Below are 25,666 nucleotides of genomic sequence, written 5' to 3' on the forward strand. Positions count from 1 at the left end.
GACACCCCCACCCGGCCACCGGAGAGGTTGTCGATCATCGCCCAGTCCTCGGCCACCTGGAGGGGGTCGTGCAGGGGCATCACCACGCTGCCGGCGCGGATGCCCACGTTCTCGGTGAGGGTGGCGATGCCCGCGCCGGTGATGGCGGGGCTCGGATAGAGGCCGCCGAAGGAGTGGAAGTGGCGCTCGGGCGTCCAGATGGCGGAGAAGCCATGCGTATCGGCGAAGCGCGCTCCGTCCAGGAGGAGCTGGTACTTGCGCCGGCCGAGCCCGTCCTCGTCATTGGCGAAGTACGAGAGGCTGAAGGCCAGCGGCCGGCGAGGCGAGGCGCCCTGCCCCACCGACACGAAGCGCGCGCGCTCGGGAACCAGGAGGATGCGCAGGCCCCGACTCAGGGCCCACAGCACTTCCAGCCCACCGTCGTGCGCGCCGGGCGTCTCCGTCCAGAGCCATGCGCCACCCGGAACCGCGCCCTGTCCCTCGTCGAGCGCGCGGAACAGGTGGGCCACGGAGCGGTGCGTGTGGATGGCCCGGAGCGACGCGGAGCCCGCCAGGGGCTCCAGGCACACCATGGCCTCGACGTCCGGCGAAGACGGGCCGCGCTCCACCGGCTGCATGGACGAGCCCTCGGGCAGCGCATCCACGCGCAGCACCCGCGAGGCGTCGAGCGCCACGCTCGTCTGGAGCCGCGAGTGCGTGAGCAGCAACGGCGGCGGAGCGCCCTCGGGAGAGAGCGAGGCCAGCTCCCGGAGCCCGGCCGGCGGCAGGAGCACCCAGGCCCCTCCGGCCTCCATCACCGCCCAGAGGGCCACGAGGCGCTCGGGCGAGGGCTCCAGGCATACGGCCACGAGCTGCTCCGGGCCCACGCCGCGCTGGACCAGGAGGCCGGCGAGGAGCCGGGCCCGCTCACGCAGCTCACGCCACGTGAGGTCGCGCTCCCCGGCGGAGACCGCGAGGGCTTCCGGGGTGAGCGCGGCCTGGGCCTCCAGCAGGACCGGGAGCGGGACGATCTCGGTGCGTGGGGCGGCCACCGCGGCGAGCTGGCGCCGCTCGGCCTCGGTCAACAGGGAGAGTTCGGAGAGGCGCTGGGTGGGGTTGGCGAGGGCCGAGTCGACGAGCGCCTCGAAGTGGCCGATCAGCCGGTCGATGGTGGACGGCTCGAACAGCTCGGCGGCGTACTCCAGGTGGCCCTCGAAACCGTGCTCGCCCTCGCCCAGGAGGATGGAGAGGTGGGAGAGCGTCGCGCCGAACTGGGCGGGCGCGTCCGGTACCTCCACGGCTCGCAGGCGGAGCGAGGACAGCTCCAGGCTCGACTCAAAGCCGGCATGGAGGACGAACATCGCGTCGAACAGCCGCGAGCGCTCCACGTCCTTGTCGGGCTCCAGCTCGCGCACGAGGTGCTCATAGGGGACGTCCGGGTGGGCGTACGCCCCGAGCGTGGTGTCCCGCACGCGGGCGAGCAGCTCCAGGAAGGTGGGATCGCCGGAGAGGTCCGTGCGCAGCGGGAGGGCGTGGGCCACGTAGCCGATCAACGGCTCCAGCTCGGCCCGGGTCCTGTTGCCGATGGGCGTGCCCACCACGATGTCGTCCTGGCCAGCGTAGCGGGCCAGCAGCGCCTTGTAGGCGGCCAGGAGGATCATGAAGTCGGTGAAGCCCTCGCGCTGGCCGAGCGCGTGGACGGCGTCGGTGAGCCTGCGGGAGAAGCCGAAGGGCCGGCGCGTTCCGAGGAGCTGGCGGACGGCCTCGCGCGGACGATCCGTGGGCAACGCCAGCGGGCCGGGGGGCTCCGCCATGCGCTCGCGCCAGTACGTCTCCTGCTCCGAGAAGGCCCCCGCCTCCAGCGCGCGCCGCTGCCACGCCGCGTAGTCCAGGTACTGCACGGCCAGGGCGGGGAGCGGCGAGGGCTTGCCCTGGCGGAAGGCCTCGTGGAGCGTCGCCAGCTCGCGGACGAGCGCCACCATGGACAGGGTGTCCGAGACGACGTGGTGCAGGGTGACGAGCAGCAGGTGCTCGTGGGAGTCGATGCGGACGAGGCTCGCGCGGACGATGGGGCCCCGCTCCAGCGAGAAGGGCCGCAGCGCCTCCTCGCGGGCGAGCCGCGACGCCTCGGCCTCGCGCTCCTCCCGGGAGCCCTCCAGCACGACGACCGGCAGCGACAGCTTCAGCTCCGGGGTGACGCGAAGCACGGCCCGGCCGTCCACGGTGGCGTAGGTGGTGCGCAGGGCCTCATGCCGGCGGATGACCTCATGGAGGCTGCGCTCCAAGACGGCCACGTCCAGCGTGCCCGTCAGCCGGAGGGCCATGGGCATGGAGAGCGCCGGGGTGCCGGGAATGAAGCGCTCCAGCGCGCACACCCGCTCCTGCACGAAGGACAACGGCAGGACGCCCTCGCGCGGAATGGGGACGAGGGGGGGAACCGGAACGTGATTCGCACCGGGCCCCTGCTCCTTCAGGAGGGCCTCGATGCGCGAGGAGATTCCCGCCACGGTGGGCGACTCGAAGAGGTCGCTCAGCGGGAGCTGTACCGGGAAGGTCTCGCGCAGGCGCGTGAGCATCTGCGCCGCCATCAGCGAGTTGCCGCCCAGCTCCAGGAAGTTGTCGTGGATGCCGAAGTCGGAGATGCCGAGCCGCTCGCGCCAGATCTCCATCACCTGGCGCTCGGTGTCGGTGCGCGGAGCGGCGGCGCCCTCACCCGCCGGGAGGCTCGGGGCGGGACGGGTGGAGGGCACGGGAGGCGGGACGGCGGCCACGGCGGGGACGGGAGCGGGCACCTCCTGGCGGGGCGCCTCCTGCTCCAGCCAGCGGGACTCGAGCACGAACCGCTGCCGCTGGAAGGGATAGGTGGGCAGCGGGACGCGGAGGCGCCGCTCGTGCGCGTAGACCCGGTCCCAGCGGACCTCCAGCCCGGCCTTCCACAGGGCGCCGAGCGCCTCCAACAGCACGCCCTGCTCGGACGCGGACGTCCCGGCGCGCGGCAGGGAGGGCACGGCCAGGGCGCCCTCCTCGCCTCGCAGGCGCGGGCGGACCAGCGCGGTGAGCGCCTGATCCGGGCCCACTTCCAGGTGGATGGCGCACCCGTCCCGCAGCAGGGTCTCCAACCCCTCGGCGAAGCGAACGGGCTGGCGCATCTGCCGGGCCCAGTACGCGGGATCGGTCGCCTCCTCGGGGCGGATCCACGTCCCGGTGAGGCTGGAGACATAGGGCCGCTGGGGCGCGGAGAGACGCAGCCCCGTGACGACCTTCTGGAGTTCCGCCATGAAGGGCTCCACGTCGGCCGAGTGGAAGGCCTGACGCGCGGGCAGCCGCAGCACGCCCACGTTCCGGCGCACCAGCTCCTGCTCGAGCCGCTCCACCTCGGAGACGGGGCCGGAGACGACGTACCGGGAATCACCATTGATGGCGGCCAGCGAAAGGCCGCCCGTCAGCAGCGGGAGCAGCTCCTGCTCGGGGCAGCCCACGGCGAGCATGGCCCCCGGAGGCATGCCGGCCATCAGCCGGCCGCGCGCCACGGCGAGCGTCAGCGCGTCCTCCAGCGACAACACGCCCGCGAGGCACGCGACGACGTACTCGCCATAGCTGTGGCCGAGCATCGCGTGGGGCTCCAGGCCCCAGTCCATCCAGAGGCGGGCCAGCGCGTACTCCACGGTGAAGAGCGCGGGCAGGGCGAAGCGCGGATCCGCCAGCGCCTCGCGGGCCGCGGCCTCCTGGCCGGGCTCCGGGTACAGCAGCGGGCGCAACTCCCTCCCGAGCCGGGGCGCGAGGAGCGCGAGGCACGTGTCGACGTGCTCACGGAAGCCGGGCTCCGACGCGTACAGCTCGCGCGCCATGCCCACCGACTGCGCGCCCTGTCCGGGGAAGAGGAAGGCCACGCGCTGCTCTCGGGCGGCCTTCAGGCTGGCGACACTCCGGGGCGCGGGAGGCGCCTTCAACCGGGAGAGCAACCCGGCCGTGTCCCCGACGACGAAGGCGTGCCGGTGCTCGAAGGCCTTGCGGCCCAGGGCGCGGGTGAAGGCCAGGTCCGCGAGGTCCACCTCCGGCCGGGCCTCCAGGTGCGCGGCGAGCCCGCGCGTCAGCTCCTCCAGGGCCGCGGGGGTGCGGGCGGAGAGCGTGACGAGCTGGTGGGAGCGGGCGCTCGACTGACGCGCCACGAGCGGGGCCTCGCCGAGGATGGCGTGCGCGTTGGTGCCGCCGATGCCGAAGGAGCTGACGCCCGCGAGCCGGGGCTGCTCCCCGCGCTTCCACTCGCGACGGCCGGTGACGACGAAGAAGGGGCTGCCCTCGAAGTCGATGGAGGGGTTGGGGCGCTCGAAGTGGAGGCTGGGGGGCAGCTCCTCGTGGTGCAGCGCCAGCGTGGCCTTGAGCAGGCCGGCGATGCCCGCGGCGGTGTCCAGGTGCCCGATGTTCGTCTTCACCGAGCCCAGGCCACAGAAGCGCCGCGCGTCGGTGTCCCGCCGGAAGGCGCGGGTGAGCGCGGCGAGTTCGATCGGATCTCCGAGCGACGTGCCGGTGCCGTGCGCCTCCACGTAACCGACGTCCCCCGCCTGGACGCCGGCATAGGCCAGGGCCTCGGAGATGACGTCGGACTGGCCCTCGACGCTGGGGGCGGTGTAGCCCACCTTGAGGTGGCCATCGTTGTTGATGGCCGAGCCCTTGATGACGGCGTAGACGTGATCGCCATCGCGCAGCGCGTCCGCGAGCGGCTTGAGGACGACGACGCCCACGCCGTTGCCGCTCACCGTGCCCCGGGCGCGCGCATCGAAGGCGCGGCAGTGGCCGTCCGGGGAGAAGATCATCCCCTCCTGGTAGAGGTAGCCGGTGCGCTGGGGGAGCGAGACGCGCACCGCGCCGGCCAGGGCGATGTCGGACTGGCGCATCAGCAGGCTCTGGCAGGCCATGTGGACGGAGACGAGGCCCGTGGAGCACGCGGTGTAGACGGCCAGGCTCTCGCCGCGCAGCTTCAGCTTGAAGGACACCTTGGTGGCGGCGTTCTCGGCGGTGGTGGTGCCGAACGCCTCGAAGAGGGCCGCCGGCTCCTTGCGCACCTGCCCCAGCAGGGACAGCACGTGGCTGGACTGGCCCACGCCCGCGTAGAGGGAGATCTTCCCCGGGAAGCGCTCGGGGTCATATGCCGCGTCCTCGAGCGCGGCCCACGCGCACTCGAGGAACAGCCGCTGCTGCGGATCCATCCACAGCGCCTCGCGGGGGGAGATGTCGAAGAAGTGGGGATCGAACAGCTCCGCCCCCTCGAGGATGCCGCCCGCGCGCACGAAGTCCGGGTGTGCGCGCAGCGCGTCCGGGACGAGCGGCGAGGACTCCAGCTCCTCCGCCCCGAAGCGGGAGATGGACTCGACGCCCTCGCGCAGGTTGCGCCAGAAGCTCCCCACGTCACCGGCGCCGGGGAAGCGCCCGGCCATGCCGATGATCGCGATGTCGTTCCCGGTGTCTTCCACGCTGTCGTGCTCAGCCATTGCCACGGGTTCCTCTCGGGTTGCGGCGCTGGAGGGCCTGACGGCGGGCCTCGGCGCGATCCTGGTGCTGGGTGTTGCCCGCCTCGGGGGCCGGCAACTGGCCCAGGCGCTTCGCGAGCGCGTGGACCGTGGGGTGTTCGAAGAAGTGGGTGATGGGCACGTCCTGCTTCAACTGCTCGCGCAGCAGGGCGCAGGCCCGGACCACGGTGAGCGAGCTGCCCCCGAGGTCATCGAAGAAGTGATCGTGCAGACCCACCGGCTCGCGGCCGAGCGCCTGCTCCCACGTCCTGGCGATGGAGAGCTCCAACGGGGCACGGGGCGCGACGAAGGAGGCGGCGCGCTCGGGCGGCCGTGGGAGCGGCAGGGCCCGGACATCCACCTTGCCGTTGGACGTGAGCGGCAGGGCCTCCAGGGTGACGAGGGCGGCGGGCACCATGTGCTCCGGCAGGCGCTGGCGCAGCCGGGCCCGTGCCTCGCGGGCGTCTCCCAACGGGGCCTCCCCGGGCACCACGTACGCCACCAGCCGCGTCTCTCCGCCCGGCCCCTTCCACGGCCGCACGAGCGCCTGCCGGACGCCGAGCACCTCGCGCAGCGCGGCCTCCACCTCGCCGGGCTCCACGCGCATGCCGCGCAGCTTCACCTGGGCGTCCGCGCGGCCGAGGAACTCCAGCGAGCCGTCCGCCCTCCAGCGCACCACGTCTCCGGTGCGGTACAGGCGCGCGTCGGGCTCGCGGGTGAAGGGGTGTGGCACGAAGCGCTCCGCCGTCAGCTCCGGTCTGCCCACGTAGCCCCGGGCCAGCCCCACCCCGCCCACGTACAGCTCTCCCGCCACCCCCGGCGGTACCGGCCGCAGCGCGCCATCCAGCACGTACAGCTCGGTGTTGGCCATCGGCCTTCCGATGGAAGGCGAGCCCTCGCCCGCGGCGCACTCCGCCCACGAGCAGCACACCGTCACCTCCGTGGGCCCGTAGGCGTTGAAGAAGCGGCGCCCGGGGGCCCACCGTGCCACCACCTCCGTGGGGCAGGCCTCGCCCGCGGAGACCACCACCCGGAGGCCCTCCAGCCCAGCCTCGGGCAACAGCGCCAGCAGCGAGGGCGGCAGTGTGGCCACCGTCACCCCACCCTCCACCAATGTGCGCGTCAGGGCCTCCCCCACCATCAGCTCGCCCATGGGGGGCACGACGAGCGTCCCGCCCGCGGCCGCCGTCTGGAGGTACTCCGCGAGGGAGGCATCGAAGCCGAGCGATGCGAACTGCAGCACCCGGCTCGCCTCCGACAGCCCGAAGCCCCGCGACATGGCCCGGGCCAGGTTGAGGGCGCCCCGGTGGGTCAGCTCGACGCCCTTGGGCCTGCCGGTGCTGCCCGAGGTGTAGATGACATACGCGGTGTTGCCGCCCCGGGCCCCGCTCTCCAGCGGGCCGGTGTCCTCCGTCCCCAGCTCCTCGCACCGCACCACCCGGACGCCCTCCGGCAGGTGGCAGCGCTCGCCGAAACCCGCGCGCGTCACCACCGCCCGGGGCCGGGCATCCTCCACCATCCACTCCAGCCGCTCACGAGGCTGCGTCACCTCCAGCGGCAGGTACACGCCCCCGGCGAGCTGGATGCCCCAGAAGGCCACCACCGCCTCGACGCTCTTTTCCAGGAGCACGCCCACGCGCACCTCGGGCCCCACGCCCTCGCTCCGCAGCCGGTGCGCGAGCCGCCGGGCCCGGGTCTCCAGCTCGCGGTAGCTCAGCCGCTCGGCGCCGCACACCAGCGCCTCCGCCTCGGGCCGCGCCTGGGCCCGCAGCGTCAGCAGCCCCGCCACCTCCCCCTCCTCCACCTCGTCTCGCGGCCCCTGGCTCCAGGCGCCCAGCACCGTGGCGCGCTCCGCCTCGTCCAGCAGCTCCACCGCCTCCACCCGCCGCTCTGGCGCCGCCACCAGCTCCGCCAGCAGCGACGCGAAGTGCCGCGCCATGCGCTCGGCCGTGGAGGGGGTGAAGAGGTCCGTGCAGTACTCCAGCGAGGCGCTCAGTCCCTCGCCGGACTCGGCCATCGACAGGGACAGGTCGAACGCCGAGCCCCGGTGCGTGAGCGGCAGGGACTCCAATTCCAACGCGCCCAGGGCCATGCGCGCACCGCTCTCCCCCAGCGCGAAGGCGGAGAGGGAGCCCCCCATCCCGGTGAGCTGGCCCCGCTGGAGGACGAACATCGTCTGGAACAGGGGCGAGCGTCCCGGCTCCCGCGTGGGCTGGAGCAGCTCGACGAGCCGGGCCAGGGGCAGGTCCTGGTGCTCGAGGGCCTCCAGCACCGTGTGACGGACCTGGGAGACCAGCTCCAGGAAGGTGAGCTCCGGGGGAATGCTGGCGCGCAGCGCCACCGGGTTGACCAGGTAGTCCACGAGCCGGGCCAGCTCCGGCCGCGTGCGGCCCGCCGTGGGAGAGCCCACGATGAGGTCCTCCTGGCCGGTGTAGCGACGCAGGAAGGCGAGGTAGGCGGCCAGCAACACCATATAAGGAGTGGCGCCCTTCTCCCGCGCGAGCGCCTTCACCTGGGCGGTGGTCTCCGGCCCCACCTGGAATGCGAGCGAGGCGCCCCGGAAGGACTGGAGCCGGGGCCTGGGGAAGTCCGTGGGCAGCGCCAGCACGGGCAGCTCGCCGCCGAGGCGGGAGCGCCAGAAGTCGCGCAGCACCTCGCCCCTGGGGCCCGCGAGCCGGGCCGAGAGCGCCCGGGTGGCCTCCGCGGGACGCGGGGACAGCGTGGGCAGCACGGCCAGGAAACCTCCCGTCTCCGCCGTGTAGAGCGCGCCCAGCTCTTCCACCATCACCCCCAACGACCAGAAGTCGGTGATGAGGTGGTGCAGCGCGAGCAGCAGCACGTGCTCGCTCGAGCCACGGGTGAGGAGCAGGACGCGCATCAGCGGCCCCTGCCCCAGGTCGAAGGGCCGCCAGGCCTCGGCATCCAACCGCGCGCCCAGCTCGGCCTCGCTCCAGCCCGTGGCGTCCTCCACGTGCACCACGGGGCCCTGGGCCTCCACGAGCCGCTGGACGGGAGCGCCCTGCTCCTCGGGGAACGCCGCGCGCAGCGCCGGGTGACGAGCCACGAGCGTCTGGAAGGCCCGCTCCAGCGCGGCGGCATCGAGGCGGGAGTGGATCCGCACCGCGCGCACCACGTGGTACGCCGTGCTCTCCGGCGCCATGCGCTGGAGGAACCACAGGGCCCGCTGGCCGTCCGAGAGCGGCAGGGCCTCGGTGGGTGCCTCGGGCGGAAGCGGCGTCTCCTCGGCCTCGGGCGCGGGGCGCTCCACGAGGCGCGCGGCCAGCTCGCGCGGGGTGGGTCCCTGCAACAGGCAGGTGATCGGCAACTTCACCCCGAGCGCCGTCTCCAGGCCGCCCCTCAGCTCCAGCGAGCGCAGGGAGTCGAGCCCGTACTGGGTGAGCGGCACGTCCGGATCCAGCCCCCCGCGAGGAAGCCCGAGCGCCCGCGACAGGTAGGAAGAGAGCCACTTGAGCATCGCCTCGGCCCCCGTCCCGGCGGGCGGAACGGGCTCCTCCGCCGCGACCTGGTCCGCGGACTCGAGCCCGGAGGCCAGGGCCCCTTCCCTCCACTCCTGGAGCACGTCCAGGGAGCCATCGAGGAACGCGGCACGGCAGGCGTGGCGTTGGATCTTCCCGCTCGACGTCTTCGGGATGCTCCCGGGCACGAGCAGCACCACGGCCTGGGCGGCGAGTTCGTGCTGCTCGGCCACCCACTTGCGGATGCGAGCGATCGCCTCCCGGGCGCGCTCGGCCGGGTCCGCGCTGGAGCGGTCGGCGAGCTCATGGACGATCACCAGGCGCTCCTCTCCGTCCACCTCCACGGAGAAGGCCGCGCCACAACCGGGGCGCAGGCCCGGGTCGCACCGCTCCACGGTGAGCTCGATGTCCTGCGGGTAGTGGTTGCGCCCGCGGATGATGAGGAGGTCCTTGCGCCGCCCCGTGACGAACAGCTCGCCCGCGTCGAGCATGCCGAGGTCCCCGGTGCGCAGGAAGGGCCCCTCCCCGGAGCCCGCCAGGCGCGCCTGGAAGGTGCGCTCGGAGTCGTCGGCCCGCTCCCAATAACCCCGGGCCACGCTGTCGCCGCGGACCCAGATCTCCCCGACCCGACCGGGCGCGCACGGCACACGCGTCTCGGGGTCGACGATGCGCACCTCCTGGTCTCCCAGGGACTGGCCGCAGCCAATCATCGGCACGGCCTCCTGCCCCTCGCCCGGAGCCCGGGCCTCTCCGCGCCCCAGCGCCTCCCGGGCGAAGTGACGCACCACGGGCGGCTGGGCCCGGCGTCCTCCGCTGACGATCAACGAGCCCTCGGCGAGCCCGTAGCACGGGTAGAATGCCTCGCGCCGGAAGCCGGCGGGGGCGAACGCCTCCGCGAACCGCTCCAGCGTCTCCTGCCGGATGGGCTCGGCGCCGCAGAAGGCGACCTCCCAGCTGCGCAGATCCAACCCGGCGCGCTCCTCGGGCGTGGTCTTCCGGACGCACAGCTCGTAGGCGAAGTTGGGACCGCCGCTGACGGTGCCGCCGTGCCGGGAGATCACCTCCAACCAGCGCAGGGGGCGCTGGAGGAAGAAGAGCGGCGACATGAGGACGGTGCGGATGTCCCGGTAGAGGGGCTGGAGGATGCCTCCGATGAGCCCCATGTCGTGGTAGGGCGGCAACCAGATGACCCCCACGGGCTGGGGCGACGCATCGAACCCCCGGGAGATGAGCCCCGAGTTGTGCAGCAGGTTGCGGTGGCTGAGCATCACCCCCTTGGGCATGCCGGTGGAGCCGGAGGTGTACTGGAGGAAGGCCAGGTGCTCCGAGGACAGGCTCGGGGCGGACCAGGCGTCGGCGGTGTCGGGCTCGAGCGCATCCGTGGCCAGCCAGCGCAGCGCGCGGAGCTCCGGGGCGTCCTCGGTGAGGAACCCGACCATGTCCAGCACGGGGGAGGTGGTCAGCGCCGCGGTGGCCCGACAATCGGCCACCAACGCCCGGAGCCGGGGGAGGGTTCGCCCCAGCCGGGTCGGATCAGGCGGGTACGCCGGGACGGCGATGACGCCGGCGTAGAGGCAGCCGAGGAAGCCCAGCACGTACTCCCGGCCCGGCGGGTAGAGCAGGAGCGCCCGATCCCCAGGGGCGAGGTGCCGCTGGAGGAGGGCCGCGACGGCGCGGGCGCCCGCGTCCAGCTCGCGGTAGGAGAGGGAGGACTCACCCTCCTCATCGACGAAGGTGAAGACGCTTGCCTCGGGCTGGCTCCGGGCACGCTCTCGAAGCACCTCCACGAAGGTGAGGGTGTCCGAGACGGGAACGGCGCGGGCGGGGGTCTCTCGCGTCGGCAGGTGCATTCGGTCCTTGAGCAGGGCTCGGGGCACACGTGAAACGTCGTGGAAGTCCACACGACCACGGAGGGCCAGGCGGGTCCGACGTGCTCACACTGCCCCCTGTTGCGTGCGCGAGATTAAATGGCCCCCCCTCGGGCGCCAAGAGACTCCAACAAGAAGGGGGGCGCCCCCTCGTATGCCGAGCCCTCCCGGCGAGCATCCACGCTCAAGGCTGCCCCTTCGCCAGCTCGTCCACCTCCTCCTGGAGGTGCTGCGTGTCCTCGAAGAAGGCGTCCGCCGACTTCGGGGGCGCCACGCGGAACGCCGGGGGCAGCAGCGTGCGATCGACAGCCAGGCCCGTCGAGAAGTCCTCCTCGCCCAGCAGCGAGTCCGCCTGCATCAGCGCCCCGAAGCACACCAGGACGACCGCCAGCACGACCCCTACCCGCCTTGGCTCCGCGCGTGTCACGTAGCGCAGATGCCAGAAGAGCACGAACCCCATCCACCCCAGGTAGCCCAGCAGGTACAGCCACCGCACCCACGCCCCCAGCGACAGGCTGTACGCCAGCAGCGTCACCCCCATCGGAATCGCCAGCATCCCCAGCAGCGCCAGGCTCCCGATGGTGCCATGCGTTCCGAAGAAGAACTGCCGGCGCGCCACCTTGCTCGCCACGGACCAGACTCCCGCCCAGAGGAACGAGGTGAACACCGGCACGACCACCGCCACCGCCAGCGAGCCCCAGTCCGTCTTCTGGTAGTTCGTCAGGTACTCGTAGAGGAGGTAGGCCACCACCGTCACGGCCAGCATCGCCGGAAAGGCGAAGGGCTGGTCGAACACGCGGCGACCCGTCGGCGCCACTGGAGCCGCCGTGATGCGAGTCTCCTCCACCGCGTGCGCCCGGCTCCGGAAGCGCAGCACCGTGTCCCCCACCGTCACCCGCGCGTCGTCCGAGAGCGTCAGCTCCGCCAGCCGCGCCCACGGCTCCACCCGGAACGTCCCGTTGCGGCTGCCCACGTCCCGCAGCACCAGACTTCCGTCCTCGGCGCGCTCGATGCGCAGGTGCGAGACCGACACCTTCGGATCATCCAGGATGACGTCGTTGGCGTACCCGCGCCCCACCGTCACCGGGAAGCGCTCCATCCGGTGCCGCGCCTGCACCCCGTCCCCGTCCAGCACCTCCAGGAAGATCACTTCGTCCACGCGAGCGCCTCCAGGTAGCGGCGCGCGATGGCGCGTGCGTTGTCCGCGGAGAAGCCCGCCAGGTCCAGGCTCGTCTGCACTCCCGAGGTGCTCGCGTTGAGTGTGGCCGCCCGGAGCGCCAGGTCGTACAGCCCGGGGAGCTTCTTGTAGGCGCGCAGGCACAGGGCCGTGCGCATGGGGAGGCCGCCCACCTTCACGAACTCCTCCTTGCAGCGGAAGTTCGTCACGTCCTCCTTCGTGGCGTCCACGCCGCCCGCGTCGTTGCCAAAGGTGGCCGTGTAGAGCGCCGAGAAGCGCAGGGCCCCGAGCTTGTCGCTCGTCAGATAGGCATGGTCATAGGCCACCACGCCCGTGCGGTGGTCCGAGCTCAAGTAGAGATCCTCCTCGGACGAGCACTGGTAGTTGGTGATGGTGTACGGGTTCTCCGGCTCGTGGGGGGTGTCGCCCCAGCACTTGAGGAACGACAGCCAGCGGCCCGGCACGCGGTAGTCCCCGAGCGTCTGCGTCGGCACCGGCGTGGCCAGCAGGCGCTCGGTGATGCGCTGCTGGTTGTCCAGCAACTGCGAGCCCACCTCGGCCAGCAGCACCGAGGGGCTGCTCTCCTTCACCTCGCGCGCCCGCGCCAGCAGCGCCCGGGCATGCACCACCGGCACCAGGAAGCCGAGCTGGTTGCCCATGGTGGCCACGTTGACGCCCACCACCTTCCCCTCGCCCATCACCGTGGGGCCACCGCTCATGCCCGGGTTGATGGCGCCGCTGAAGTGCACCTTGTCGTAGAGCGCGTCCTGGAGCAGGCCGTTGTACGTGCCCTCGACGATGGTGGTGCCCAGGTCATGCGGGTTGCCCATGGCGAACAGCCGCGTGCCCTGCGGGGGCTCGCGCTCGGCCAGCTCGAACCAGTCCTTCACCGCCCCGTCCATCCGGATGACGGCCAGGTCGTGGATGACGTCCACGGCCAGCAGCTTCACCGGCACCGTCTCCGACTCCTTGCCATCGCGCACCAGCTCGGCGGTGTAGTCCTCCGGGTGGTGCACGATGCTGGAGACGACGTGGTAGTTGGTGACGGCGTGCCCCTCGGCGCTCACGAAGAAGCCCGAGCCGATGGACGACTTGGTGCCGCTGCGTCGCTCGATGATGCGCACCTGGACGACGCGCCCCTTGATGCGCTCGAAGAGCTCGTGCGTGGCCGGCGTCAGCGTGGCCACGGGCAGCGGCGGGACGACGGCCGGTGCCGGTGTGCCCGCGTCTGGCGCGCCCGTGGGAAGACCCTGGGCCGCAACCGGCGCCGGAGCCTGGGCCAGTGCGGCGAGAAGGAGGATCGTCAGCATGAGGGATTCACACTAGCGGAATGGGGGCTCCTTGCTCGGGGCAAACCATCACACCCAGGGCGGAATTTTGAAGCCAAATCCAAGAAATTCGAGTAGCAGGCAAGCGGCGGAGCCAGGAGTACGCCGGGCCCGTCCACCCGTGACATCCGTGCCCCGCACGGTAACCTTGCGCCCGAGATGAAGCCCGAAGCCCGCGCCGAAATGGTCGCACATGCCGAACGCGCCCTGCGTCGCGGAGAGCTGACGGAGGCGCTGAGCGTCTTCGAGACGCTCTGTCGGGCCTTCCCCGACGACGCTGTGCTGGCGGGCAAGCTGGCCAACGTGCGGGAGATGATGCAGCCGGAGGAGCTCCAGGCGCTCCGCTCCAGCCCCTCCCCCAGGAGCGAGCCCATTCCGCAGGGCCCCTCCTCTCCGGTGACGGAGGGCGAGCGCCTCTTCGCCCTGGGGGACTACGCCGGTGCGGCCGCCGCCTACCGCCGTGCCCTCCAGGAGCGCCCTGACAGCGAGCTGATTCGCGAGCGGCTGGTGGAGCTGTACCGGCTCGCCCGCGCGCTCCCGGTCCACTCGCCCACGGATCGGAAGTTGCCCCGGCAGACCGAGCCGCTCCTGCACGCCCTGCTGGACCGGCTCGCCGCGCGTCGTCGCTTCAAGCGCGATTGACGCGTTGCGCCCCTTGAGGGGGGCTCCTACAATCCAACCCCGACGTCGCTGTCATGGTCGCCCTTCCCACCCTGACAGTCGCGCCCTCCTATTGCCCCGGACGCGGAAGAGATGACGCTCGTCGGTCGACACATCGGTCGCTACCGCATCCTCGAGGAGCTGGGCTCGGGGGGCATGAGCGTCGTGTACAAGGGGCTCGACACGGCCCTGGACCGCGAGGTGGCGGTGAAGGTGCTGCACCCGCACCTGGCCAACAAGAGCGAGTCGCGTCGGCGGCTCGCCCGGGAGGCCAAGGCGGTGGCGCGGCTGCACCACCCCAACATCCTCGAGGTGTTCGACTTCTCGGCCGAGGGCGCGCAGGACGCCTTCCTCGTCACCGAGTACGTGCGCGGCCGCACCCTGAAGGACCATGTGGACGCGCTGGGCACGCTGGAGCCGCCCGAGCTGGCCGCGATGATCGTCCATGAGATCTCCGCCGCGCTGGCGCACGCGCACGAGGCCGGCGTCATCCACCGGGACTTGAAGCCCGAGAACGTGATGATCCGCGAGGACGGCGTCCTCAAGCTGATGGACTTCGGCATCGCGAAGCTGCTCGACGTCGAGGAGCGGATGACGGTGACGGGGGCGCTGGTGGGCTCGCCGGCGCACATGGCCCCGGAGATCATCGAGGGCCACGAGGCCGGCCCCGAGACGGACATCTTCTCGCTGGGCACCATCCTCTACGCCCTCATCGTGGGCCGGCTGCCCTTCTCGGCCGCCAACGCCACCGCCACCCTCAAGCGGATTCTGGACGGGGTGTATGAGGATCCGCGCCAGCGGGTGCCCACGCTCTCGGACGAGCTGGCGGACATCTGCGCCACCTGCCTCGCGCGGGACCCGGACCGGCGCTACGCGCACGCGGGCCAGTTGCGCGACGCGCTGGCCGACTACCTGGCCGGGCTCGGCTTCGCGCGCGTGGGAGAGGAGCTGGCGTCCTTCTTCGCGGATCCGCCCTCGTACCAGAAGCTGATGCGCCCGCGGATCATCGCCTCGCGGCTGGAGCGCGGCGAGCGCCTGCTCGCGGAGAAGCGCATGCCCCGGGCCCTGGCCTGCCTCAACCAGGTGCTCGCGCTGGACGCCACCAACGCGCGTGCCCTCTCGCTCCTCAAGGGCCTGGAGCGGGAGCGTCGCCTGAAGCAGTGGCGTGCTCGGGGGCTGAAGCTGGGCACGGGCCTGCTCGTCGCCTCGGTGGTGGGCGTCGGCGTCCACCTGTGGCAGCGGACCCGGACGCCGGAAGCCGGGCCCCGCATCGAGCCCCCGCCCGTGGTGACGGCCGCCCTGAAGCCCGAGGCGAAGAAGGAGCCCCCTCCCGAGCCGCGTGAGCAGCGAGAGCCGACGCCTCCGGTGGAGCCCAGGCGGCCCCTCGCTTCGCGTGCCGAGCCCATCCGCTCCACCCCGGTGCCCATCTCCATCCTGGTGCGGCCCTATGGCTCCGTCCGCGTGGACGAGGGGATGCCCACCCCGCAGCCGCTCGCCCAGCACACGCTGGAGGTGCTGCCCGGCCGGCACACCATCACCATCTCCTGCGACTACTGCGAGGACTCGCGCGAGACGATCGAGGTGCGGCCCGGGGCGGAGAACGTCTTCCGCCTGCGCGCCCAGCTCAAGTCCTCGCGGGTGAGCTTCCAGTACGAGCCCGCGGACGCGCTGGTGCGGGTGGGCGGCGAGGCCCGCACCGTCCGCGAGACGCAGGAGCACCCCTTCGAGATCAACTCGCCCCGGGGGCCGGCGAGCTTCCAGCACCGCGTGGAGTACGAGGTGAGCCACAACGGGTACCTCACCGAGAAGCGCGTGGCGCTCATCGAGCCCGGTAAGTCCACCACCGTGCGCGGGGCCCTCGTCGCCGAATGAGCCGCTGCCTGCCCATCCTCCTGCTGCTGGGGCTGCTGGCTCCCGGAGCCGTGCGGGCCGACGAGCCGGTGGATCCGGAGGTCACCACCCTGCACTCCAGCTACGAGTACGGGCGCTATGCCGAGGTGCTCGAGCGCGCGGGCACGCGCATCGACCGGGGCCGGCTGTCCGACAAGGACCTGGCGGAGCTGCACAAGCTGGCGGGGCTGAGCGCCTTCCACCTCAACCGCATGGACGATGCCGCGCGCCACTTCCGCGCGCTGCTGCGGTTGGATCCGGACTTCAACCTGGATCCCTTCGCGGTGCCCCCGCCGGCGGTGACGTACCTGGACGGAATCCGCGAGCAGATGTCGGCGGAGCTGGATCTGGTGCGCCAGGAGCGGCGGCTGCGGGTGGAGCGGGAGCGCACGGAGGTGGAGCGCCGCGAGCGCGAGCGCGTGGCCGCCGAGGAGCAGCGCCGCCGCGTGGAGACGCTGTCGCGGCAGGTGACGGTGCGCGAGGTGGAGAAGCGCAGCTTCCTGGTGAACTTCGTCCCCTTCGGCGCGGGCCAGTTCCAGCAGGGCCGCACCGGCCTGGGTACCCTCCTGGCGGCCACCGAGGGCGCGCTCGCCGTCACCAGCATCATCGCCTTCTTCGCCTACGACTCCCTCTTCGAGACGCGGGACGTGACCGTGGACGACGTCCGCGAGCCCATCAAGCTGTCCGTGCGCTACATCCCCACCGAGCGGGGACCGCAGGCCCGCGCCTGGCAATGGCTCAAGTGGGGCTCGGCCGCGGGCTTCTACGGGGTGTACGCGGCGGGCGTGGCGGATTCCCTCGTCCACCACCAGGACCAGGTGGTGCGCACGCACCTGGAGACCCTGCCCTCCCCTCCTCCTCCCCAGACCCGCTTGCACCTCTTTCCCACGTCCGGCGGTGCCGGCGCCGGTTTCACCCTCGCCTTCTAGGAGCGCACCGCCATGGCCAACTTCTCCGTCCGTACCCCCGACGGCAAGATCCGCACGGTTCCCCTCCACAAGCGCATCACCAGCATCGGCCGCTCGGCCGACAACGATGTGCAACTGGACGACCCCTCCGTCCCGGACAGCGCGCTCCACGTGCTCTTCGATGGCACGCGCTACCAGCTCGGCAGCCTGGGAGCCACCTTCCAGGTGAACGGCAAGAAGCGGGACAACCACGTGCTCGCCACCGCCGACGTCATCCGTGTGGGCGGCACCGAGCTCGTCTTCGCCCGCGAGGACGCCCCCGCCAGGCATCCCACCGCACCGGGCCCGGCCCTCACCCTCATCAAGGACGCGGAGCCGACGACGGATCCGGACTCGCACACCCGGGACATGCCCGGCGTGGTGGGCCGCGAGCTGGTGCTGCTGCGCCGGCTCACCGCCTTCAGCGAGCGGCTGCTGGGCGGCTCCGGCCGGGACGAGCTGCTGGAGGGCCTGCTGGACGAGGCCATCGAGGTGACGCGGGCGGACAAGGGTGTCCTCATCCTCCGGGAGAACGGCGAGCTGCGCGTGAAGGTGGCGCGCAACGTCACGCGGGAGAACCTGATCGACGCGGAGGAGCGGGTGTCCGACTCCATCGTCGAGAAGGTGGCGCGCACGCGCAAGCCGCTCATCGTCAGCGACGCGCTGGACGACCCCGAGTTCAAGGCCAGCACGTCCGTGGTGAACCTCAAGCTGCTGTCCGTGATGTGCGTGCCGCTGGTGCGCGACGACGAGCTGTTCGGCGTGCTCTACGTGGGCAATGACCGGCTGGTGAACCGGTTCGAGCCCAAGAGCCTGGACATGCTCACCATCTTCGCGGCCCAGGCGCTGCTGCTCATCCAGAACGCGCTGCTGGTCAACGACCTGAAGCTGGACAACACCGAGCTGCGCAAGCGCCTGGACGACACCCACTACGGGGAGATCGTCGGCGCGTGCCAGGGGATGCTGGACGTGTACCGGCGCATCGACAAGATCGCCCCCACGGACATCTCCGTCCTCATCACCGGCGAGACGGGCACGGGCAAGGAGCTCATCGCCCGGGAGCTCCACCGCCGCTCGCCGCGCACCAAGGGTCCCTTCATCACCATCAACTGCGGGGCCATTCCCGAGAACCTGCTGGAGAGCGAGCTGTTCGGCCACGTGCGCGGCGCCTTCACCGGCGCGGTGACGACCAAGGTGGGCAAGTTCCAGGCGGCCATCGGCGGCACGCTCTTCCTGGACGAGATCGGCGAGATGCCGCTCCAGCTCCAGGTGAAGCTGCTGCGCGCGCTCCAGGAGAAGGTCGTCTACAAGGTGGGCGACCACCGCGGCGAGCCGGTGGACATCCGCGTGGTGGCGGCCACCAACCGGGTGCTCGAGGAGGAGGTGCGCAAGGGCAGCTTCCGCGAGGACCTGTACTACCGGCTCAACGTGGTGACGCTGAAGCTGCCGCCCCTGCGCGAGCGAGGCGAGGATCTCTTCGTCCTGGGCAAGTACTTCCTGGGCAAGTACGCCAAGGAGTTCAACTCGAAGGGCAAGGGCTTCTCGCCGTCGGCCACGGTGGCCATGAAGAAGTACGGCTGGCCGGGCAACATCCGCGAGCTGGAGAACCGCATCAAGAAGGCGGTGGTGCTCGCGGACAAGCCGCTGCTCGGGCCGGACGACCTGGACCTGAGGCCGGAGAACCTGGAGCCGGTGCTGCCACTCGCCGAGGCGCGCGAGCGCTGGCAGAAGCAGTACATCCAGGAGGTCTACGAGCGGAACAACCGCAACAAGACCAAGACGGCCAAGGACCTGGGCGTGGACCCGCGCACCATCTTCCGTCACTTCGAGAAGCTGGAGGCGGAGAAGACCGGCATCCCCCTCCCGTCCGACGAGGGCGACGACGAGCTGCTGTAAGGCAGTGAGCGGGGACTCGCCGTGACAGGGTTGTCGCGGTTCCCCGGCTCACCCCCTGTGTCACCCTGGCCAACCCCCTGTTCCGACAATGAAATCCCCCCTCCGCCGACTGGCCAGCGCCTTGCTAGGACTCCCCACCATGAAGTGGCTCGGGCTCGGGATTTCCGTGTGGACCTTGGGAGGCTGCCTCATCCCCCAGGAGGAGACCTACCTCAACGAGTTCCCCGAGCCACGCAACCGCCCCCCGCGGATCGTGGAGCAACAGGTGCAACCCCCCGAGCGCATCATCCGAGGCTATGGCTCCGACCTGTGCGAGTTCCAGTTCTCCGTCATCGTCGAGGACCCCGACCTCAACGACACCCTCTACGTGAACTGGTTCGTGGACTACGACCCGACCCAGCTGCGCGGCGCGGACGGCGTGGGCCGGCTCCAGCCCAACAACAAGGTCGTGCGCGATGAGCGCGCCTCGTTCAACCCGAAGATTCCCTCCATCGACTACAGCCGCCTGAACGTCCCCGGAGACCATGTCGTCGAGGTGGTCGTCTCCGACACCCCGCTGGTGGGGCGGGATCCCGAGCGGTTCTTCGTCAAACGACTCGCGGACGGCACCGAGGTCTACGACCAGGGCTACTCCGCCACCTACGCGTGGTTCGTCCGGACCGAGCCGGGAGGAGGCTGCCCATGATCAGGCCCGCCACGACCGTACCGCTGCTGCTGACCGTCCTCCTCATGGGCTGTGCCAATGGGGCCATGGAAGCGGCCGACTTCATCAGCTGCCACAGCGACAGCGAGTGTGGCGGCGAGCAGGTGTGCTTCCCCGAGGGCTGCGGAGACCCCGGCCAGAACATCGTGGTGGAGGTGGTGCCCAACCCCAAGGGCGGTCTGCACGCCCAGGACTTCCGGGTGGATGACCTGCGGAGCGAGCAGAACATCGAACTGTTCGATCCCGCCACCCTCCAGGGGAGCGTGCGCGTGGAGTCGATGTCCTCGGCCATCAACTACTCCGCCCCCATCACCCTGCGCCTGACGGGCGAGAGCCTGCTCATCCCCGGGGTGGTACGCCGCCACGAGTCGACGCTCACCCCCGACAATGGCGGCTACACGCTGCCCGTGGGCGCGGGGCACTACACCGTCACCCTGCTGGCCCCCAACACCGAGCTGCCGCCCCAGTCCACTGCCCAGGCGGTCCTCATCAACCCGGGCCGCACGGTGACGCAGGACTTCCTCCTGCCGGCCTCCTCCGCGCTCGTGCGGCTCTCCGGGTGGGTGCTGGGACGCAACGGGCTGCCGGTGGATGTGGACCTGGAGGCGCAGGCCCTGGACGACAACCTCCGCCCGCTCTCGCAGCGCGTCGCGGTGAAGCGCGCCACCGGCGAGCTGTCCCTGGCGCTGCCTCCCTCGGCCTCCCTGCTCGCCAACGTCATCCTCCAGGTGCGGCCCACCTCGCCCGACGCCCTGGTGCCGCAGCAGACCTTCACCGTGAACCCGCGCCTGGGCCTCCAGGAGCCGCTCTCGATGGGCGACTACGGCGCTCCGGTGACGCTGCGAGGCCGGGTGCTCGACCAGGACGGGCAGCCGGTGCCCCAGGCCACGGTGTACCTCCAGGGCAAGGTGGGCGGCGGCGGGCAGTACACCAGTCGCAAGGCCCTCACCGACACGAGCGGCGTCTTCGAACTCCTCGCGCTGCCGAGCGCCCCCGACGCCTCGATGACGCTCTACGCCGCCCCGCCGCCGGGCTCGTCCGCCGGCATCACCTTGAAGCCCGTTACCGTGCCTCGTGGAGGCACCTCCCTGGCCCAGGACGTGACGTGCGGGACGCGGATGAAGGTCCGGGGCAAGCTCCAGATGCCGAGCGGCTCGCAGCCGGCCCCCGGCGTGAAGGTGGTGGCCGAGTCGATTGGCGAGCTGCCCGGCTGGCCCAGGCCCACGTTCACCATCGAGGCCTCCCGCCCCACGGATGACCTGGGCCAGTTCGAGATCGCCTTGGATCCGGGCCAGTACCGCTTCGACTTCATCCCCACCGATGGGCTTCCACGCGTGAGCCGCATCGTGACGGTGCGCCCCGGGGAGACGACCGGCACCGGCGGCCTCCTGGAGCTCACCCCCTTCACCCTCTCCAAGGGCCGCCGCGTCAGCGGGTCCGTCAGCTTCAGCGGCGAGCGGGTGATGCAGACGACCGCCCCCTACGCCTCCATCCGCTTCTTCCGCGTGGTGAACGTGGAGGGCAGGCCCTCCTCGCTGCTGCTCGCGCAGACGCTGACGGACCAGAACGGCACCTACTCCACCACCCTGCCCACGCGCTGAGCGGTATCGGGTGGTGGTGAAGCGCCGAGCGGCGGAGCAGCGGCTCCCCTGCTCGCTCTACGTCTGAAGGGGGTAGCCGTGGAAGGGCGTGCCTACCTTGAGCCTCGGAGGGAGGCCATGGACAAAGCGCGCCGGTCGCAGATCTCCGCCCTGACCGTCTGGACGGTGGGGCTCAACGGGCTCGCCCTGGTGCTGTTGGCCCGGTCGCTCGACCAGCTGCGCCCCATCCTCGTGCTCCTCGCGGTGTCGGTGCTCGTCACCTTGGCGCTTCAACCCATCGTGCGAGGGCTCCAGCGGCTGGGCCTGAAGCGGGGCTGGTCCGTGCTGGTGACGTTCCTCGGCCTGCTCGGGGTGGCGACGGTCCTGGGCGCCACCCTGCTGCCCATGTTGGTGGAGCAGGTGCGCAACCTCATCCAGGCCGCGCCCGATCTGGTGGCCGAGGTGCGCGCGTGGCGGGCGACCCGGTGGCTCGAGGAGCGGCTCGAGCTGGAGCGGATCGTCCGGGAAGCGATGGGGCGCCTCCCGAGCACCCTCGCCCAACCCGTCCTGGGCGTCCTCTCCACCACGGTGAACGGGGTGTTCGCGCTCCTCACGGTGTTGACGCTCAGCCTCTTCGGGCTCCTCTTCGGCAAGGAGCTCTTCGAGCAGTCGCTGGGGTGGGTGCGTCCCTCGCGCCGGCCCAAGGTGCGCGAGCTCGCGCTGAACATGCGCAAGGCGGTGGGCGGCTACCTGACGGGCACCTTCCTCACGGTGTCCCTGGGCGCCGTGGTGACGGCGGTGGGGACGTGGCTGCTGGGCGTGCCCTTCTTCCTGGCGCTCGGGAGTCTCTACCTGGTGTTCGGCTTCATCCCCTACGTGGGCAGCTTCCTCATGGCGGTGCTGGTCTCCTTCACCACGCTGAGCACGGTGGGGCTCAACCGGGCGCTGATCGCCCTGGGCCTCTTCCTCGTCTACCAGCAGGTGGAGGGCAACCTCATCCAACCCCTCGTCCAGCGCCACTCCATCCGGATGAACCCGCTGCTCATCTCCGTGGTGCTCCTCATCGGCGGCGCCCTGATGGGGCTGATCGGCGCGGTGCTGGCGCTGCCGGTGGCCGCGGCCCTCCAGCAGTTGCTGCGCGAGGTGCAGGAGGAGAAGCGCCTGCGCTGGGACGCCGAGGCGGACCGAGCGCCGGTGGAAGCGCCGCGCATGGAGGACGGCCCGCGCCTCCCGCCCGACGAGCACGACTCCGCGGGCCCCGCCCCGCACTGACGGAATATCCATTTGCCACTTGCTTGTATGCAGGGCAGCGAATAGTTATGCACGCCCATGCATAAGACGGCGATCGGCATCATTGGCGCGTCCGGGTACTCCGGCGTCGAGGCCACCCACATCCTGGCGGGTCACCCGCGGGTGGAGCTGCGTCTGGTGACGAGCGACAAGTGGCAGGGCGAGACGGTGGCCCGCCGGCTGGGAATCGCCGGTCCCACGGGGGAGCTGCGCTACGCGCCCCAGGACAAGAGCGCCGAGCTGGCGCGCGAGTGCGAGGTGGTGCTGCTCGCCACGCCCGCCGAGTCCTCCCTGCACCTGGTGCCGGGGCTGCTGGCCGCGGGCGTGCGCGTCATCGACCTGTCTGGCTCCTTCCGGATGAGGGACGTGGCCAGCTACCCCGCCTTCTACAACTTCACCCACTCCTCGCCCGAGTTGCTGGAGCAGGCCGCCTATGGCCTGCCGGAGCTCTTCCGCGAGCGGATTCCCGGCGCGAAGCTGATCGCCAACCCGGGCTGCTACGCCACCGCGTGCGCGCTGTCCGTGGCGCCCCTTCTCGAGGCGGGGCTGTTCGACGAGGGCGCCCTCATCTTCGACGCCGCCTCGGGCACCACGGGCGCCGGCCGCAAGGGCTCGGAGGAGCTGAGCTTCAGCGAGGTGGACGAGGACTTCCGCGCCTACCGCGTGCTGCGCCACCAGCACACGCCGGAGATCGCCCAGACGCTCGCGCTCTCGGCTGGCCGCACCGTGCCCCTCACCTTCACGGCGCACCTGCTGCCGCTCAAGCGCGGCATCCTCGTCACCGCCTACGGGCGCCTGCGCTCGGGCGCCACCGCCGCCGAGGCCCGCGCCGCCCTGGAGCGGGCCTATGCCTCCCAGCCCTTCGTCACCGTGCTGGACTCGCCGGACGCGGTGGGCCTCAAGGCCGTGGTGGGCACCAACCGGTGCATGCTCGCCGTGGGCGTCGACACCAGCGGCTATGACCCGGGCCGCGTGGTGGTGACGGCGGCCATCGACAACCTGGTGAAGGGGGCGGCGGGCCAGGCCGTCCAGAACCTCAACCTCATCATGGGGTGGGAGGAGACGTCGGGTCTCTCCACCCTGCGGGGGTTCTATCCGTGAAGGTACCGCTCGGCTTCTCGTTCGCCGGCATCCATGCCGGCATCAAGCCCCAGCGCAAGGACGTGGCGCTCGTCTACAGCGACACGCCCTGCTCGGCCGCGGGCTGCTTCACCGCCAACAAGGCCAAGGCCGCCCCCGTGCGGGACGCCGAGCTCCGCCTGCCCGCCTCGGGCGTCCAGGCCGTCCTCATCAACGCCGGCAACGCCAACGCCCTCACCGGCCCCGCCGGCCTGGAGGACGTACGCACCGTGCTCGCCGAGACGGCCCGCACCCTCTCCCTGGAGCCCTCCGCCGTGCTGGCGGCCTCCACGGGCGTCATCGGCCACCGGCTGCCGGTGCATAAAATCACCGCCGTGCTCGGGGGCCTCAAGGACGGCCTGCGCCCCGAGCCCGACGCGGCCTCCGAGGCCATCATGACCACCGACACCCGCTCCAAGCAGGTGTGGCGCGTGGTGCGCCTCGGGGGACGGGACGTGGTCCTCTCCGCCATCTGCAAGGGCTCGGGGATGATCCACCCGTCACTGGCCACGGTGATCGCCGTCATCACCACCGACTGCGCCATCCTGCCGGGCGTACTGGCCTCCGCCCTGCGCGAGGCGGTGAGCGGCACCTTCAACAGCCTCACCGTCGATGGTGACATGAGCACCAACGACACCGTCTACGCGCTCGCCAACGGGCGCGCGGGCAACCCGCCCATCAGCGACCCGGGCCCGGACCTGGACATCTTCACCGCCACCCTGACGGACCTGTGTCAGGAGATGGCCCGCTCCATCGCCGCCGATGGCGAGGGCGCCACCAAGCTGCTGGAGGTGACGGTGACGGGGGCCCCCACCCCGGCCATCGCCCAGGACCTGGCGCGCGCCGTGGCCGGCTCCACGCTGGTGAAGGCCGCCGTCTTCGGGGCGGACCCCAACTGGGGCCGCGTGCTCGCCACCGTGGGCGCGCGCGCCGGCACCCAGGACTACCCCGTGGATCCGTACTCGTCCCACGTCCGCATCCAGGGCATCTCCGTCTACGACGGCGCGCCCCAGCAGTACGACCCCGCCATGCTCAAGACGCGCATGCGCGAGCCCGAGGTCCGCATCGAGGTGAACCTCACCGGCGGCGAGGCCTCCTCGGTGGCCTGGGGGTGCGATCTCTCGTACGACTACGTGAAGATCAACGCGGACTACACCTCGCTCATCGTCGCCCGGCCCGACGGCGGCGTGGGCAAGGACGACCGGCTGGCCAACTACAGCCCCGCGTTCAAGGCCACGCTGCTCGTCGAGGCGCTCTCGTACATCTCCCGCTTCCGCGGCAAGCGCTGCGTCATCCGCTACGGCGGCGCGGCCATGGTGAAGGAGTCCCTCAAGAAGTCCTTCTGCCGCGACATCGAACTGCTGCGCTCGGCGGGCCTCCAGCCCATCATCGTCCACGGTGGTGGGCCGGAGCTCACCCGCACGCTGGACAAGCTCGGCCTGCGGCAGGAGGGCTCGCTCATCACCGACGCCTCCGGCCTCAAGGTGGTGGAGATGGTCATCTCCGGCTCCGTCAACTCGGAGCTCGTCACCCTCATCAACCAGCTCGGGGATCGGGCCGTGGGCCTGTCCGGCAAGGACGGGGCGCTGCTGCGGGCCCGGAGGATTCCGGGCGAGGACGGGCGCTCCAAGGAGCACGTGGGCGAGGTCACCCGCGTCAACCACGAGTTCCTGGAGATGCTCCTGGGCCAGGGCTACGTGCCGATCATCTCCCCCATTGGCCTGGGCGAGGACGGGCAGACGTATGACCTCGGCTCGGACGCGGTGGCCGCCGAGGTGGCCAGCGCCCTCAAGGCCCAGAAGCTCATCTACCTGCACGACGCGCCGGGCATCCTCAAGGGCGAGGATTTCTTCTCCGAGCTGTCCGCCGCGCAGCTGGAGGCGCACCTCGCGTCCGGAGCCTTCGTCGGGAGCATGCAGACGCGGGCGAGGATGGCGCTCAAGGCGCTGGGCGGGGGCGTGGAGCGCGTGCACGTCATCGACGGGCGCGTGCCGCACAGCCTCATCGCCGAGCTCTTCACCGACAAGGGCATCGGGACGCTCGTCACCGGATGAGGGCCTCGCACGTGAGTCCGCTTCGAAACAATGGAGAGAAGACGGCGCGGCAGGATGCCATCCGCCGCATCATCCGCGCGCACGCGGTGGCCACCCAGGACGAGCTGGGGCAGCTCCTGGCCCGCGAGGGCTTCGACGTCACCCAGGCCACGCTCTCGCGAGACCTGGCCCAGCTCGGCGCCATGCGCGTGT

13 protein-coding genes and 1 pseudogene are annotated in these 25,666 nt (G+C 71.6%); 10 read left to right on the top strand and 4 right to left on the bottom strand.

What is annotated here, in order from left to right:
• From VF794_RS26475 to VF794_RS26490, 4 genes are all read right to left on the bottom strand, one after another.
• The coding region (locus tag VF794_RS26475) for an LLM class flavin-dependent oxidoreductase (protein WP_331115098.1) at nucleotides 1–5,468 on the bottom strand (5,468 nt) is incomplete at its 3' end.
• Complete coding sequence (locus VF794_RS26480) at nucleotides 5,461–10,812, bottom strand: amino acid adenylation domain-containing protein (RefSeq protein WP_331115100.1); 5,352 nt, start codon at nucleotides 10,810–10,812, stop codon at nucleotides 5,461–5,463. The genes VF794_RS26480 and VF794_RS26475, both read right to left, overlap by 8 nt.
• A 202-nt stretch (nucleotides 10,813–11,014) precedes the next feature.
• Complete coding sequence (locus tag VF794_RS26485; RefSeq protein ID WP_331115102.1) at nucleotides 11,015–11,989, bottom strand: FHA domain-containing protein; 975 nt, start codon at nucleotides 11,987–11,989, stop codon at nucleotides 11,015–11,017.
• Nucleotides 11,977–13,317, bottom strand: a complete 1,341-nt coding sequence (locus VF794_RS26490) for a serine protease (protein WP_331115104.1) — start codon at nucleotides 13,315–13,317, stop codon at nucleotides 11,977–11,979. The genes VF794_RS26485 and VF794_RS26490 overlap by 13 nt, the downstream gene beginning before the upstream one ends.
• A 177-nt stretch (nucleotides 13,318–13,494) precedes the next feature.
• Between VF794_RS26490 and VF794_RS26495 the strand changes: the two genes are divergently transcribed.
• The 10 genes and pseudogenes from VF794_RS26495 to VF794_RS26540 form a co-directional block, all read left to right on the top strand.
• Entirely contained in the window at nucleotides 13,495–13,977 is a 483-nt protein-coding gene (locus VF794_RS26495) for a tetratricopeptide repeat protein (protein ID WP_331115106.1), read from the top strand.
• A 111-nt stretch (nucleotides 13,978–14,088) separates the two neighbouring features.
• Nucleotides 14,089–15,867 (top strand): serine/threonine-protein kinase, encoded by a 1,779-nt coding sequence (locus VF794_RS26500; protein WP_331115108.1) that lies wholly within the window; start codon nucleotides 14,089–14,091, stop codon nucleotides 15,865–15,867.
• Nucleotides 15,864–16,814, top strand: coding sequence for a tetratricopeptide repeat protein (locus VF794_RS26505; protein ID WP_331115109.1), 951 nt, complete (start codon nucleotides 15,864–15,866; stop codon nucleotides 16,812–16,814). The genes VF794_RS26500 and VF794_RS26505 overlap by 4 nt, the downstream gene beginning before the upstream one ends.
• 12 nt (nucleotides 16,815–16,826) lie before the next feature.
• Entirely contained in the window at nucleotides 16,827–18,728 is a 1,902-nt protein-coding gene (locus VF794_RS26510; protein ID WP_331115111.1) for a sigma 54-interacting transcriptional regulator, read from the top strand.
• 139 nt (nucleotides 18,729–18,867) lie between these two features.
• A complete protein-coding gene (locus tag VF794_RS26515) occupies nucleotides 18,868–19,413 on the top strand; it encodes a hypothetical protein (RefSeq protein ID WP_331115113.1) in 546 nt (181 codons plus the stop codon).
• Nucleotides 19,410–21,032 (top strand): carboxypeptidase regulatory-like domain-containing protein, encoded by a 1,623-nt coding sequence (locus VF794_RS26520; RefSeq protein ID WP_331115114.1) that lies wholly within the window; start codon nucleotides 19,410–19,412, stop codon nucleotides 21,030–21,032. The genes VF794_RS26515 and VF794_RS26520 overlap by 4 nt, the downstream gene beginning before the upstream one ends.
• A gap of 117 nt (nucleotides 21,033–21,149) precedes the next feature.
• Nucleotides 21,150–22,283 (top strand): AI-2E family transporter, encoded by a 1,134-nt coding sequence (locus tag VF794_RS26525; protein ID WP_331115116.1) that lies wholly within the window; start codon nucleotides 21,150–21,152, stop codon nucleotides 22,281–22,283.
• A gap of 57 nt (nucleotides 22,284–22,340) precedes the next feature.
• Nucleotides 22,341–23,402 carry an N-acetyl-gamma-glutamyl-phosphate reductase gene (gene argC / locus VF794_RS26530; protein ID WP_331115117.1) on the top strand — a complete coding sequence of 354 codons (1,062 nt, stop codon included), beginning with the start codon at nucleotides 22,341–22,343 and terminating at the stop codon, nucleotides 23,400–23,402.
• On the top strand, nucleotides 23,399–25,474 hold the full coding sequence (gene argJ, locus VF794_RS26535) for a bifunctional glutamate N-acetyltransferase/amino-acid acetyltransferase ArgJ (RefSeq protein ID WP_331115119.1): 2,076 nt from the start codon (nucleotides 23,399–23,401) through the stop codon (nucleotides 25,472–25,474). The genes argC and argJ overlap by 4 nt, the downstream gene beginning before the upstream one ends.
• An 11-nt stretch (nucleotides 25,475–25,485) precedes the next feature.
• Nucleotides 25,486–25,666, top strand: a pseudogene (locus VF794_RS26540) (hypothetical protein); the annotation flags it as partial.

Origin of the sequence: Archangium sp. (assembly GCF_036389735.1) — a bacterium.
Lineage (GTDB): Bacteria > Myxococcota > Myxococcia > Myxococcales > Myxococcaceae > Archangium.

Coding starts and splice junctions, on each gene's coding strand:
- VF794_RS26480 (WP_331115100.1), bottom strand. CDS start 10,812: ATGCACCTGCCGACGCGAGAGACCCCCGCCCGCGCCGTTCCCGTCTCG.
- VF794_RS26490 (WP_331115104.1), bottom strand. CDS start 13,317: ATGCTGACGATCCTCCTTCTCGCCGCACTGGCCCAGGCTCCGGCGCCG.
- VF794_RS26495 (WP_331115106.1), top strand. CDS start 13,495: ATGAAGCCCGAAGCCCGCGCCGAAATGGTCGCACATGCCGAACGCGCC.
- VF794_RS26500 (WP_331115108.1), top strand. CDS start 14,089: ATGACGCTCGTCGGTCGACACATCGGTCGCTACCGCATCCTCGAGGAG.
- VF794_RS26505 (WP_331115109.1), top strand. CDS start 15,864: ATGAGCCGCTGCCTGCCCATCCTCCTGCTGCTGGGGCTGCTGGCTCCC.
- VF794_RS26510 (WP_331115111.1), top strand. CDS start 16,827: ATGGCCAACTTCTCCGTCCGTACCCCCGACGGCAAGATCCGCACGGTT.
- VF794_RS26515 (WP_331115113.1), top strand. CDS start 18,868: ATGAAGTGGCTCGGGCTCGGGATTTCCGTGTGGACCTTGGGAGGCTGC.
- VF794_RS26520 (WP_331115114.1), top strand. CDS start 19,410: ATGATCAGGCCCGCCACGACCGTACCGCTGCTGCTGACCGTCCTCCTC.
- VF794_RS26525 (WP_331115116.1), top strand. CDS start 21,150: ATGGACAAAGCGCGCCGGTCGCAGATCTCCGCCCTGACCGTCTGGACG.
- argC (WP_331115117.1), top strand. CDS start 22,341: ATGCATAAGACGGCGATCGGCATCATTGGCGCGTCCGGGTACTCCGGC.